The organism is Candidatus Pelagibacter sp. uisw_098, from assembly GCF_059512505.1.
The window spans coordinates 879842-892973 of sequence record NZ_CM183454.1; the positions used below are offsets into that span (position 1 = coordinate 879842).

The window sequence follows — 13132 nt, forward strand, 5'->3', positions numbered from 1 at the left end:
GATTTACAGAGCCCCAGCTTTCTCTAACTGAGCTACAAATCCATCCATTCCTTGTTCTAGAAGTACTCTTTTAGCTACCTCTGGTTCAAAAGTACCCTTGGCATCTAACCAGGCACCGATTGCACCTGATCTCCATTTGGTCATTTCCGCATCAGTTGGAACATACCATTCTTTCACAGATGCTTTAATTGCATCCTCTCCATTCTTAATCCAAGCGTTGTCTAACTGGTTTACTTTTTCTCCATAAGCATCAGCTGCCTCGTGTAACCATTTCTTCTCTTGAGAAGATAGAGCATTATACTGCTTCGCATCCATTGCTAGAATATTTCCTGACCACATGCCACCAATCTCAGTGAAGTATTTTGCAACTTCATGAAGTTTTGCTACATGTTGCCAAGGACTAGCTACATACTGACCTTCAACTACACCCGACTGAAGGCCTGAGTATAGCTGGCTCCAATCATAAGGTGTTGGAGTTGCACCCCAATTTTTAACTAGCATGAACTCAATTGGACTCTTAGTAGTACGCCACTTTAGACCTTTCATATCATTAGGAACGTGAACTGGTTTAGTTGCATTTCCAAGCTGCCTGAATCCACCGCTTGAATATACAGAAAGGCAAATGTGGCCTGAATTCTCAAGCGCTAGTTTGCACTGTCTTTCTGCAAGCCATTCATTTGATATTCTTTTCGCATCATCTAGTGACTTGAAAATGAAAGGCAAATCAAAAATTGCTAACTCTGATCCGAAATTACCATAGTTTGCCGTAGAACTAGTCCAAAGGGATATAAGTCCTTGATTGGCTTGTTCACCGCATTTCTGTTCAGCACATAAACTTTTTTGATAAAATGGTTCGATTTTCATCTTGCCACCAGAGGCTTTTACCAAGGCCGGCATCAATGCTTTATCTATGGCGTCACCGATTGGCATACCTAATCTACCAGTAGTTCCAAGCTTAAGAGTTACCTCTGCAAAAGAGGCTTGGGCAAAGAAAGCAATTGCAAACCCTATGAGTAGTTTCCTAAAAATTTTTTTATTAAACATTAATAAATCTCCTGTTAGTTAAATTAAACTTAGAATTAATATCCTAAGTGAAAGTAATCTATATTACTAGAATTTTTTGTAAGACCATTTAATGTCACGGAAATTATGCCTGTAAAAATTTTCCATATTTATTATTAATTTTTTGATTAGAAAATCCTTGCATTAATAAAATTGAAAAAGATATTATTAACAAACAAATAGATAAATGATTTGTTTGTGGGTTTAAAACTTCATTAAATAATGGCCAATTGGAGAGCCAATTGTTATTCCTGATAATATTTTACAACTTATAATTGAAACTTTTAATTATTAGAAATGCAGATATGCAATATATTTTGTTTTACATCACGCCCAAATTGAATTTAAATATAAATAATTTAATTAAATTAATAACAGAGGGAATAATAATGAAAAAAATAATTAGTTTTATTCTTGGTACAGTAGTTGCTCTTAACTTATCTATATCAGTTGCAAATGCAGCTGCTAAATCAGTTAGAGTTGCATTCTTTTTAGAGTGGCCTACTCCAAATCAAGAAGACAAAGTTAAAAAAATGTTTGATAAAGCACTAGGTGTTCCAGTTGAATGGACTAGCTTTTCAAATGGTGGTGCAATGACTGATGCTATGTTAGCTGGAGATATTGATATCTCTTACTCACAAGGCTTAGTACCTTTCATCAATGCTGTTAAATCAAAAGCTCCATTAAAACTTGTAGACGTTGCTATGGAATACGGAATGGGTGGTACAACTTGTGTTACATCTAAAGCTTCTGGTATTACATCAGCGAACGGTTCTGAGTTAGAAGGCAAAAAAGTTGCAGTTCCTCTAGGAACTATGGCTGAGTATGTTTTTGATGAAAGTATGAAAGTTGTTGGTGCTGATAAAAGCAAAATGACTGTTATTCAAATGGATCCTGAAGAAGGTGCTGCTGCACTAGTTTCTGGTGATGTTTCAATGGCTTGTTTATTTGGTGGTAACTCTATTAAAGCAGCTTTAACTGTTGGTACAAGATTGTTAACAGTTCAGGCAGCTCGAGATGCAGGTATCAAAGGTATCGATATTACATCTGTTACTGATAAATTTATGAAAGAAAACCCAGGAATGTTGAGAACTTTTATAGAAGTAACTCATGAAGCTAACGCTAGATACGCAGCTGGTAAAAGTGACATGAATGTAATCGCAAAAGATGCTGAAATGAAAGTTGGAGATATGAAGGAAACTTTAGGTGGATTTGTATTCTTGAATGCTGCAGATACTAAAAAATCTATGGAATCTGGTGGAAATCTTGATGGTTTCTTAAAAGGAATGGGTACTCCTAACGGAGCAGTAGATACAAGCTTTTTACCTCTATAATTTAGAGAGTAAGATAAAATTAGATAGGCGCCAATTTATTAAATTGGTGCCTATTTTTTTAAATAAGATTTAATATAAATTTATTTCTATGAGTGATTTAATTTCTCAAAATCTAAACATGATCTTTAAAACTCCAAAGGGAGAAACTGTTCATGCATTAAAAGATGTAAATTTTACACTTAAAAAAGGAGAACTTTTAACTGTTCTTGGTCCTTCTGGATGTGGAAAAACAACTTTACTAAATATTACAGCTGGCTTTCTTAGACCAACTTCAGGAGTAATTACTCTTAACGGAAATGAAATTAATGGTCCAGGGGTTGAAAGAGGAATGGTTTTTCAACAAGGTGCTTTATTTGAATGGTTAACAGTTGCTGAAAATGTTGACTTTGGCTTAAGAATGAAAAAAGAAGATCCAATTAAAACAGCAAAAAAAGTTGATGAATGGTTAAATATAGTTGGCTTACAAGGCTTTGGAGATACACCGACTTATCAATTATCTGGTGGTATGCAGCAAAGAGTTGCTCTTGCACGATGCTTGATTAATGATCCAGATTTAATTTTAATGGATGAACCTTTGGGAGCACTAGATGCACTAACAAGAGAAAAAATGCAGTCATTAGTTTTAAAGATTTGGAAAGAAACAGGAAAAACAATTATTTTAATTACCCACTCAGTTGAGGAAGCTTTGTTACTTGGTGAAAGATTATATGTAATGGCACCAAGACCAGGCCGAATACATAAGGAGTATAAATTACCCTTTGCTTCAATGGGGATAGATGGTGATTTAAGAGAAATTAAAAAAACTAAAGATTTTGGAAGTAAAAGAGAAGAAATTTTAACCATGATTTGGAACATGGAAGAAGAAATAATGGGTAAAGATATTTAATATGATTACAGGTATTATAACATTTTTAATTATATTTGCCGTTATAGGTTCTATTCTTTATGGAATAAAATTAGCCAAGACTGAAAAAATAGATGCTGTTTTTGGGAACCCTGAAAGAGCCAAAGGTGGAGCTCACTGGATTATTGTTGGAAGTAGTTTTTTATTAATAGCATGGCTTTATTATTCATGGGATTTAGCAAAGTCTTTTTATCCTCAGTCTGCTAATGAACTTTGCCAAGTTGCAAAAGTTAACGATTCGATGCTTTCATTAAAGTATTTGTTTCCAATAAATGAAAGGGAATTTAAAAGTACTTCAATTATTAAGGCTGAAAATGGTAATATTGAAAAATTAACTAATGAAATTAGAAATTCATCAGTAATAAGAAATCAAGATAAAGATAGACTTTTAGGTTTTATTCAAAAAACTAAAAGAACAATTCCATTGTTAACTAATGAGAACCTTCTTGAAAATGAAACAAAAATTAAGATCAGTGAACTAGCTAATAGAATAGCTTGGTTAACAGATGATTTTCAAAAGATAAGTTATCCACCAATAAAAAGTATGGAAGAAGAAAATGCGAGAATTGAAGCTTTAAAAATACAAGGTGGATGGGGATCTTCTGGAACCGCTGTAGAAAATACAATAGAAATTCCAACTATTCCTGAAACTAAAAAAGGATTAAAGTTTGATACTGCAGCAAAAGAATTAACTTTAATTAGTGATGATTTTTTCAAATTAAGAAATCATAATTCACAATACAAAACTTTGATGAAAGAAATCAAAGATGGAATAAAAAGATATAGATCAGAGCTAGATGACACACAGGAGGTGGCATCAATATTAGCAAAAGATGTACTTAAAATTGCAAGAAGAATTGAGTACGCAAGCATATTTCCTCCAAAAACTCTTGATGCTATGCAACAAGCAATTTTAGAATTTGATGTTATTCAAAAAAAAGAACAAGGAAGTCTAAGATTAATTGATATATTTCTATTTCCGACTGGAACAATAATTTCAAGTGGTCCTAATTGTTCAGAGCAAGGTTCTGGCAGGTGGCTACCTAAACCATCAGATACTTTAAAAAAATTTACACTTTTATTAAAACCAAGTGTTGGATTTAAAAATATTCCGCTGATTTGGTATGAAATGATGGATGTTAGTAAAGTTGTTGGTTTTATTTTACCAGATTGGATAGCAGATATTATCCCTGGTAAATACCCAGTTCATAGTGATGACGGAACTGTAAAACCAAATTTTAAAAGTAAAGTTTTAAATATTGTTACTGGTGAATTCAAGTTATTCAAAATACCAGTACCTATGGGTCACATATGGGATTCTTTCTTAAGAGTATTCTTAGGCCTAGTGCTTGGAATAATATTTGGTGTACCACTTGGCTTATTGATGGGTCTAAATAGATTTGCTAAAGGGTTCTTTGATCCATTAATTGAATTGTATAGACCAGTTCCTCCACTTGCTTGGGCTCCATTAGTTATTACTGTGTTTGGAATTGATAATGTTGGAAAAGTATTCTTATTATTTATGGTTTCTTTTTCAATCATGATCATCTCAGCTAGAGCTGGTGCTTCTGGAACTCAATTATCTAAAATTCACGCTTCTCACTCTCTTGGTGCATCAAAGTGGCAAATATTAAGATACGTAATTTTTCCAAACTCATTACCTGAAATCTTAACAGGTGTTAGGGTTGCAGTTGGAATGTGTTGGGGGACTTTGGTTGCGGCTGAATTTTTAGCTGGAACGACAGGTATTGGATTTGTTGAAAATGTTGCTAAAAAATATTTTCAATATGAAGTTATTTGGATAACTATTTTTGTAATGGGCATGCTTGGTCTTTTATTTGATATTGCTTTAAGAAAGATAATTACCAAAACAATTCCTTGGCATGGTAAAGGTTAAATAATCTTTTATTAAATTATGAATTCTTCCAAATTAAAAATTATTATCAAAAATATCTTTATCCATCACAAGTTAAGTAAAGAGCATGCATCTATATGTGCTGAAGCTTTAATAAATGCTGAATTAGTTGGTGCCCCTTCTCATGGGTTATCTAGATTAAAAATGTACTGTGATCGAATATCTAAAAAAGTAATTAATCCAAAAGCCAAAATAAAAGTTAAAAAGATTTCTCAATCAATTGCTCACGTTGATGGTAACAACAGTATTGGTTTTGTTGCAGCAGATATCGCTATTAAAACAGCAATAAGTAATGCCAAAAAGACTGGGATTGGTTTAGTTGCGGTTAAAAATAGTGGTCACTATGGTTTGTCTGGTTATTACGCAGAGCAAGCTGTTAAAAAAGGTCTAATGGTCATGGTGTTTACAAACGCCCCTCCTGCTGTTGCACCTCATGGAGCATTAAAAAGTTTATTTGGTACAAATCCAATTTGTTTTGGAACCCCAACTGGTTCTAAGGTTCCTTTCATTTTAGATACCTCAATATCAATGATTAATAGAGGAAAAATTAGAGTTGCCGCAAGAGAAGGAACAAAAATCCCTGAAGGTGTTGCTTTAGATAAATTTGGCAAACCAACTACAAACCCTAAAAAAGCATTAGAAGGTGTTCAGTTACCTATAGCTAGCTTTAGAGGTTCAGGATTAGCCTGGATGGTTGATATTTTAAGTGGTGTTTTAACGGGTGGTAATCATGCCGGTAGAGTTAAAGATCCGTTCACTGATTTTAGTGGTCCACAAAATATTGGTCATTTATTTTTTGTTTTAAAACCTAACTTGTTTGTAGGTAATTCCTTTAATAAAAGAATAAAAGACAATATCAGAACAATTAAAAAGCTACCTAAGATAAAAGGTGTTAAAGAAATTCTTTATCCAGGGCAAAATAAATTCAATAAATATAAGAATAATCTTAAAAAAGAGATTAAAATTACCAAAAATATACTAGAAGATTTAAATAGTTTAATGAAATAAAGTTATTATAGTAAGCTTCTAATATGCGTCCTGTATTTAAAATTATTATAATATATGAAATAGTTTTTTTTATTTTTTGGAATTTCCTATATTACTCTAATCCAGGTGTTGAAAGTTGGTTTAAGCTAGAAAATTTAACAGCTATATACACTGTTCTATCAACTATGGCTTTAGGATTTGGTTTTGTATATGTAGTTTTTATTACTGCAAAATTAACAGGTATGGTTAAAAAAATTAAATCTTTAAAAGATCCAAGATCAAATATTTAATTAACGAATAGTTTTAGCAAATTTTATAATATCTTTAACTAGCAACTCTGGTTCTTCCATTGCTGCGAAATGTCCACCACTTGGCATCTCGGTCCATTGCGTAATATTAAATATTCTATCAACATAAGATTTTGGAGGCCATTCAGACATTTCAGCTGGAAAAATTGCAGCAGCTGTTGGTATTTCTATTTTTTTAAAATCTTTAGGAAAAAAACGTCCACCCTCTTCTCTTCTCCCGTAGTAAATCCAAGAAGCTGTATTAAAAGTTTTTGTAACTATATAGACCATAATATTTGCCAATAAAGTATCCTTTGAATAAGCACTTTCAATATCACCATCTTTTAAATCAGACCAAAAATACATTTTTTCAATAATCCAAGCTGCAATACCAACAGGGCTATCCATCATACCGTAACTCAACGTTTGTGGCTTTGTTGCTTGTTGCGTTCTATAGCCATCTTGCATTATTTGATCTTTATCAAACCTTTTTTGCCATTCTTCTTCTTGCTTTGATTGTGGACCATCAGCATGACGCATTGTTAAACAATTAATATGAATTGCTTTACAAAATTTTGAGTGATCGTAACCAATCCAGTTAGCAATAGTCGCTCCCCAATCTCCACCTTGTGCTAAATAATTTTTATATTTAAGGTTCTCTATCATTAATTTATTTAAGATAGCTGCCATTTTTCTTGGACCAATTGGTTTAGATGGTCTACCTGAAAATCCAAAGCCAGGTAAAGAAGGAACAATAACATCAAATGCATCTTCAATATTTCCACCAAATTTTTCCGGGTGTGCAAGTTTTTCAATTATATGCAAAAACTCTACAACTGATCCAGGCCATCCATGCATAAGAAGCAAAGGTGTTGGGTTAGATCCGCTACCTTTCTCATGAATAAAATGTATTTCAATGTCATCTACAATAGTTGTAAAATTTGAAAATGTATTTATTTCTGTCTCATGTTTTCTCCAGTCAAAATCTTTAATCCAGTAACTTGATATCTCCTTCATATAATCAAGATTACTTCCATATTTCCAGCCACCATCATCTGGCATTTCATGCCATGGGTAATTTTTCACCTTAGTATAAATTTCTTGGAGTGCTTTATCAGGAATATTTAGCTTAAAAGGCTTAATCATTATCAATTTACAGTATATACTTTTTAAAAATTCATACTAAATATACCTCATGCTTTCAAATAAAGAAATTGTTTGTCCTAATAACCTTCTAGACCATGCACATAAGAAAAAAGGTGTTAATGCTGCTATCGTTAATGCGGGTTTACCCTTACCAATGCTTTCAGTTCAGGATGCTGTTAATGAAAACTTAATTACACCTATTTTTATAGGGGATAAAAAAGAAATTCTTAAATGTGCTGAAGATTTAAAATGGGACATCTCTTCGTATGAGATAATTCATGAACCTATAGAAAACAATACAGCAGCAATAGCTGCCAAGCTTGCAAGCCAAGATAAAGTAAAGATTATTGTTAAAGGTCATATCCATACTGATGTTTTAATGAAAGAAGTTTTAAAAAGAGATTACAATTTACTTGGAAAAACTAGACTTAGCCATATATGGCATATGACAAATACTAAAGACGACAAGCCACTTATAATTACTGATGGTGCTTTAAACGTTTTACCTAATGTAAAAACAAAAATGCATATCTTAAGAAATGTAATTGATTTTTCAAATCGTATAGGGATTGAAAGACCAAAAGTTGCAGTTCTATCAGCGACAGAAGAAATTTTGGATAGTGTGCCAAGCTCTATTGAAGCAAATGAAATTACAAAACTTGCCAAAGAAGATAATTTAAATGCAGATGTTTTTGGTCCCTTGGCATTTGATAATAGTATTTCAAAAAAATCTGCTGCTATAAAAGGTGTTAAGAATATTGTAGCTGGTGATGCAGATGTATTGTTAGTTCCAAGTGTTGAAACTGGAAATAGTTTAGTTAAAATGATGATTTACTTTATGGGTGCTTGTGCAGCTGGTGTTGTAGTAGGAGGTAAAGTCCCAATAGTAATTACTAGCAGATCTGATGAAGCGCAAGCTAGATTGGCCTCTATTGCTGCTGCTGTTGTTGCTTTAGACTAATTCTTCATTGAAATAATCACATTAATGTTTTAAATAAAGCTTCAAAATTAGAGAGGGAAACAATGACTATAACATATTTAAAAAAATCACCTAAAACATCATCAACAGACGACACCAAAACAACTGGAATTGTTCAAGATTTATTAAAAAATATTGAAACTACTAAAGAACAAGGTTGTATCGATCTTACAAAGAAATTTGACAAGTATGATGGTGATATTATTGTTTCTAAAGAAAGAATTGAAGAGATTAAAAAAACATTAGACCAAAAAACAAAAGATGATGTTCAGTTTTCATATGAAAGAGTTAGAAAGTTTGCTGAAGCACAGTTAAAAAACTATGGTCAGGACTTTGAGGTTGAACTTTCAGATGGATTGTTTGCTGGTCAAAAGCTAATACCAGTTAATACTGCTGGATGTTATGTACCAGGAGGTCGTTATGCACATATTGCATCAGCTGTTATGAGTGTAACTACAGCAAAAGTTGCAGGTGTAAAGAATGTTATTGCCTGTAGCCCTCCAAAAGAAGGTGTGGGTGCTCATCCCACAATTATTTACACAGCTGACTTGTGTGGTGCTGATGTAATTTTAAATTTAGGTGGTGTTCCAGCAATCGCTGCAATGACTAATGGTTTATTCAATAACCCTGCAGCTGATATTATTGTTGGTCCCGGAAATCAATTTGTAGCAGAGGCTAAAAGAATTTTATTTGGAAAAGTGGGTATTGATTTATTTGCAGGTCCTACAGAAATTGGAATTATTGCCGATGCTAAAGCTGATCCTGAAATAGTAGCAGTAGATTTGGTTGGTCAAGCTGAACATGGCTATAACTCACCTTGTTGGTTATACACAACGAGTAAAGAACTTGCTGAAAAAGTAATGAAAAGAGTTCCAGAATTAATAGCTGAGTTGCCTGAGGTACCAAGAACAAACGCAGATGCTGCTTGGAGAGATTATGGTGAAGTTATTCTTTGTGATACCGATGAAGAAATGGCAACTATTAGCGATGAGTATGCTCCAGAACACTTAGAAATTCAGACAGAAAATTTAGATTGGTTTCACAAAAGACTTACAAATTATGGTTCTTTATTTATTGGTGAAGAAACAACTGTTGCTTATGGAGATAAGTGCTCAGGAACTAATCATATTCTTCCAACCAAAGGTGCAGGAAGATACACAGGTGGATTATTTGTTGGTAAATTTGTTAAAACTTTAAGCTTCCAAAGAATGACAAAAGAGTCTACCGAGTTAGTTGGTGCTGCAGCTGCAAGAATTTCTAGATACGAAGGAATGGAAGCACACGCAAGAACAGGTGACGTTAGGCTTAAAAAGTACGGTTATTCTAATTAAACTTAGATAATTTCCATTAACACTGTTAAAGCCAAAATAGACATGAAAAGAATAATCAAATAATTTATTCTTTTCCATACTTTTGCACTCTTAAGATATTTAGAAAAATATTTTGAAAGATATCCTAGTATAAAAAAAAATAGGAATGAAGAAATAGCTGCCCCTGCTCCAAAATAATACTTATCCATTTGACTAAGGTTTTTAGAAAAGTTTCCAAGGAAAAATACAGTATCTGAATAAACGTGAGGGTTTAGAAAAGTAAAACCTAAAGTTTTAACTAAAATACTTGGTAAATTATTAGTTTTGATGTCTATATTAAATGAAGTCTCTGAAATTTTAGTTTTAATCTTTCCCCAGATAAAATGTAGTAAAAATATTAAGAGTAAAATATTAAAAATTAACTCAACTTTTGGTGTGAAATAATTATTTAAATATTGAAATAAAAAAATTCCTAAAAAAATTAATAAAAGATCTGAAATAGAACAAATTAAACAAACAAGAAATATATATTGTTTTTTTAACCCCTGCTCTATTACAAAAATATTCTGGGCACCTATTGCTAGAATTAAACTTAATCCAGTTAAAAAACCTAATATTAAATAATCCATTAAGTTTTATTAAACTCTTTTTTTACCCTGAACAACCCTATCAAGTATTAATGCAACAAATAAAATAGCTATACCCGCAAGTATACCCTGTCCAACATTGGCATATTGTAATGCCTCAAGAACATCTTGTCCTAAACCTTTTGCACCAATTAGAGATGCTACAACCACCATTGCTAAACTTAACATTACTGTTTGATTAACACCTGCTAAAATTGAAGGTGTAGCTAGCGGTAGATCTACTTTTCTTAATAAATACCATTTAGTTGCACCGTAAGCGATAGCTGCTTCTCGAATGGTTTCTGGTACTCCACGTAATCCTAAAACAGTAAGCCTTACGACAGGAGTTCCACCAAAAATCATTGTAATGATTACTGCCGCAACCTTTCCAGTTCCAAAAAATGCTATTACTGGAATCATAAATACAAAGGCTGGCATTGTTTGCATGAAATCCATTATCGGTCTAATTAATGAATAAAATCTTTGTCGCCTTGCACAGAAAATTCCAAGAGGAATACCTATTGCTATACTTAAAATTGCAGCTGTTCCTAACAAAGCGAGTGTCGTCATTGCTTTTACCCAGAAACCTAAAAAACCCATATAACCCAAAAATCCTGCAGAATAAATTGCAGCTCTTGGTCCTGCTGATAGTCCTGTAAGGGTAACAATTGCAGTTATAATTACAATCCAAGGAGTTTTAACAAACAATAATTCCAAGAAATCTAATACAGATCTAATTCCAATTGTTATAGCAGTAAAAATCACATCTCCTTTAACAACTGCATAGTCAAAAATAATCTCTATCCATTTAATTGAAAATAATCTTATTTCTGGATGAGTTGGAAACGTATCCATTAGCTGAAGTAAGCCTGGAAAACTATAATGGATAACAGTAAAGATCATTATAACAGAGGTAAAAATACTGCTGTATATGTAATTTTTCATCTGCATACCTGGATGAATAGATTTATCAGATAACCATTCAGAATATTTCTTTTCTAAAATTGAATTCGCTAAAACACCTTGAGCAATCTTAACTGCTATCAATAAAATAAAACCAAACATAACAATCCAAATTGCAGAAGCTTCTACTCTTGTAATTTCATCTAGATAACCTTGCATCGCATCTTCTAAAGATTTTATGTTTCTTTTAAACACATCGATTTTATCTGGATTATTTTCTATCGCTGCTTCTAATTGTTTATTTCTAAAAGCTATTGTACCTTGAACTTGCTCAACTTTAGCAATAGCGTCTGCCGTAATATTACCAAATAAACCTCTGATGATTTGTACTACCGAAAAAGTTTCAATAATTAAAAAGGCTAAAGTCCAATTCCAAACATTACGCATTCCAAACCAAATTGGTCCAAGTATAAATGCAAATAAATTAAATGAAAATGAGTAAGTAGGTTTACTACCAATTTTTTTAAACTCTTTAATATAATAATCTGGATTACTTTTTACAAAGTCAGTAATTAATTCATCTCTAGATGGATTTATAATTGCTTTATTCTCCATCACTGCCCTCTACAACTGCTTTAAGTAAATCTGCCTGTGTTATCACACCAATATTTTTTTTTTCATTATTGATTACTAATATTGGTTCATCTTTAATTGAAGATTTTTCTATTAATTTGTTTAATAAATCATTTTCATGAACGCTTTCTAAGTTTTTAGCTATTGATCCAAATTCCTTTTCAAATTTCTCAACAGGCTGCATGATAGATTTAGCTTGAACAATTTTTAATCTAGAAATTCCCTTAACAAAGTCTGCTACATAACTATCTGCTGGTTTCATGACTATTTCTTCTGGTGTCCCTATTTGGATAACCTTTCCATCTCTCATGATTGCAATTCTGTGGCCTACTCTTACTGCTTCATCTAAGTCGTGGGTTATAAACACTGTGGTCTTTTTCATTTGTTTTGAAAGTTTGATAAATTCTGCTTGAAGCTGTCTTCTAATCAATGGATCTAGTGCACTAAATGGTTCATCCATTAATAAAACATCAGGATCTGCTGCTAAAGCTCTTGCTAATCCAACTCTTTGTTGCATTCCACCTGAAAGTTCGTGGGCAAATTTATTTCCCCAGCCTTGAAGCTCTACAATATCTAAAATCTTGTTAGCAGCATCCAATCTATCATTTTTACTTATACCTCTTATTTCAAGTGGCATTGCTATATTGTCTAATACTGATCTATGGGGCATTAGAGCAAAGTTTTGGAAAACCATCCCTATCTTTTTATTTCTTAGATCTTGCAAACTTTTTGAATCAAACTTCATTACATCTTCATTATCGATTAAAATTTGACCTGAAGTTGGTTCTAATAATCTATTGATATGCCTAACTAAAGTAGATTTACCGCTACCAGAAAGACCCATTACACAAAAAATCTCCCCTGTTTTTACGTTAAAAGAGACATCTGATACACCAATTACTGAATTATATTTTTCTAAAGCTTCTTGTTTTGAAATATGTTCATTTTGAATAGCATTTAACGCTTCTTTGGAATTATTACCAAATATCTTCCAAACATTTTTTATTTCAATAGCTGAGTCCATCAGATCCGTTCGAAAATTTAAT

The 13132-nt window shown here is 32.5% G+C and carries 12 protein-coding genes; 7 read left to right on the forward strand and 5 right to left on the reverse strand.

Going from position 1 to position 13132, the window contains the following annotated elements; genetic code table 11:
* Positions 1-3 precede the first annotated feature (3 nt).
* Positions 4-1044 carry a TRAP transporter substrate-binding protein gene (locus tag AC5YF9_RS04745; protein WP_415303559.1) on the reverse strand — a complete coding sequence of 347 codons (1041 nt, stop codon included), beginning with the start codon at positions 1042-1044 and terminating at the stop codon, positions 4-6.
* A gap of 407 nt (positions 1045-1451) precedes the next feature.
* On the opposite strand from AC5YF9_RS04745, the gene AC5YF9_RS04750 reads away from it, so the two are divergent.
* The 5 genes from AC5YF9_RS04750 (at position 1452) to AC5YF9_RS04770 (ending at position 6492) form a co-directional block, all read left to right on the forward strand.
* The gene (locus AC5YF9_RS04750; RefSeq protein WP_415303560.1) at positions 1452-2396 is read left to right on the forward strand and encodes an ABC transporter substrate-binding protein; all 945 of its coding nucleotides are present in this window, start codon (positions 1452-1454) and stop codon (positions 2394-2396) included.
* 88 nt (positions 2397-2484) lie between these two features.
* Positions 2485-3282 (forward strand): ATP-binding cassette domain-containing protein, encoded by a 798-nt coding sequence (locus tag AC5YF9_RS04755; RefSeq protein ID WP_415278847.1) that lies wholly within the window; start codon positions 2485-2487, stop codon positions 3280-3282.
* A 1-nt stretch (position 3283) separates the two neighbouring features.
* Positions 3284-5197: an ABC transporter permease gene (locus AC5YF9_RS04760; protein WP_415303561.1), complete on the forward strand. Its 1914-nt coding sequence runs from the start codon at positions 3284-3286 to the stop codon at positions 5195-5197.
* Between the two features lie 18 nt (positions 5198-5215).
* Positions 5216-6223, forward strand: coding sequence for an Ldh family oxidoreductase (locus AC5YF9_RS04765; protein ID WP_415303562.1), 1008 nt, complete (start codon positions 5216-5218; stop codon positions 6221-6223).
* A 23-nt stretch (positions 6224-6246) separates the two neighbouring features.
* A complete protein-coding gene (locus AC5YF9_RS04770; RefSeq protein ID WP_415303563.1) occupies positions 6247-6492 on the forward strand; it encodes a hypothetical protein in 246 nt (81 codons plus the stop codon).
* On the opposite strand, the gene AC5YF9_RS04775 is transcribed toward AC5YF9_RS04770, so the two are convergent.
* Positions 6493-7635: an epoxide hydrolase family protein gene (locus AC5YF9_RS04775; protein WP_415303564.1), complete on the reverse strand. Its 1143-nt coding sequence runs from the start codon at positions 7633-7635 to the stop codon at positions 6493-6495.
* A 49-nt stretch (positions 7636-7684) separates the two neighbouring features.
* Between AC5YF9_RS04775 and AC5YF9_RS04780 the strand changes: the two genes are divergently transcribed.
* On the forward strand, positions 7685-8596 hold the full coding sequence (locus tag AC5YF9_RS04780; RefSeq protein ID WP_415303565.1) for a bifunctional enoyl-CoA hydratase/phosphate acetyltransferase: 912 nt from the start codon (positions 7685-7687) through the stop codon (positions 8594-8596).
* A 62-nt stretch (positions 8597-8658) separates the two neighbouring features.
* Positions 8659-9945, forward strand: coding sequence for a histidinol dehydrogenase (gene hisD / locus AC5YF9_RS04785; protein WP_415303566.1), 1287 nt, complete (start codon positions 8659-8661; stop codon positions 9943-9945).
* A 2-nt stretch (positions 9946-9947) separates the two neighbouring features.
* Here hisD and AC5YF9_RS04790 read toward each other — a convergent pair whose 3' ends face one another.
* The 3 genes from AC5YF9_RS04790 to AC5YF9_RS04800 are packed head-to-tail and all read right to left on the reverse strand — an operon-like array spanning position 9948 to position 13110.
* Positions 9948-10553 carry a LysE/ArgO family amino acid transporter gene (locus AC5YF9_RS04790; protein WP_415303567.1) on the reverse strand — a complete coding sequence of 202 codons (606 nt, stop codon included), beginning with the start codon at positions 10551-10553 and terminating at the stop codon, positions 9948-9950.
* Between the two features lie 9 nt (positions 10554-10562).
* Positions 10563-12068, reverse strand: coding sequence for an ABC transporter permease (locus AC5YF9_RS04795; protein ID WP_415303568.1), 1506 nt, complete (start codon positions 12066-12068; stop codon positions 10563-10565).
* Complete coding sequence (locus tag AC5YF9_RS04800; RefSeq protein WP_415303569.1) at positions 12058-13110, reverse strand: quaternary amine ABC transporter ATP-binding protein; 1053 nt, start codon at positions 13108-13110, stop codon at positions 12058-12060. The genes AC5YF9_RS04795 and AC5YF9_RS04800 overlap by 11 nt, the downstream gene beginning before the upstream one ends.
* Positions 13111-13132: the final 22 nt, after the last annotated feature.

Excerpts from the sequence above, each read along its gene's own strand:
- AC5YF9_RS04745 (WP_415303559.1), bottom strand. The coding sequence starts at position 1,044 with ATGTTTAATAAAAAAATTTTTAGGAAACTACTCATAGGGTTTGCAATT.
- AC5YF9_RS04750 (WP_415303560.1), top strand. The coding sequence starts at position 1,452 with ATGAAAAAAATAATTAGTTTTATTCTTGGTACAGTAGTTGCTCTTAAC.
- AC5YF9_RS04755 (WP_415278847.1), top strand. The coding sequence starts at position 2,485 with ATGAGTGATTTAATTTCTCAAAATCTAAACATGATCTTTAAAACTCCA.
- AC5YF9_RS04760 (WP_415303561.1), top strand. The coding sequence starts at position 3,284 with ATGATTACAGGTATTATAACATTTTTAATTATATTTGCCGTTATAGGT.
- AC5YF9_RS04765 (WP_415303562.1), top strand. The coding sequence starts at position 5,216 with ATGAATTCTTCCAAATTAAAAATTATTATCAAAAATATCTTTATCCAT.
- AC5YF9_RS04770 (WP_415303563.1), top strand. The coding sequence starts at position 6,247 with ATGCGTCCTGTATTTAAAATTATTATAATATATGAAATAGTTTTTTTT.
- AC5YF9_RS04775 (WP_415303564.1), bottom strand. The coding sequence starts at position 7,635 with ATGATTAAGCCTTTTAAGCTAAATATTCCTGATAAAGCACTCCAAGAA.
- AC5YF9_RS04780 (WP_415303565.1), top strand. The coding sequence starts at position 7,685 with ATGCTTTCAAATAAAGAAATTGTTTGTCCTAATAACCTTCTAGACCAT.
- hisD (WP_415303566.1), top strand. The coding sequence starts at position 8,659 with ATGACTATAACATATTTAAAAAAATCACCTAAAACATCATCAACAGAC.
- AC5YF9_RS04790 (WP_415303567.1), bottom strand. The coding sequence starts at position 10,553 with ATGGATTATTTAATATTAGGTTTTTTAACTGGATTAAGTTTAATTCTA.
- AC5YF9_RS04795 (WP_415303568.1), bottom strand. The coding sequence starts at position 12,068 with ATGGAGAATAAAGCAATTATAAATCCATCTAGAGATGAATTAATTACT.
- AC5YF9_RS04800 (WP_415303569.1), bottom strand. The coding sequence starts at position 13,110 with ATGGACTCAGCTATTGAAATAAAAAATGTTTGGAAGATATTTGGTAAT.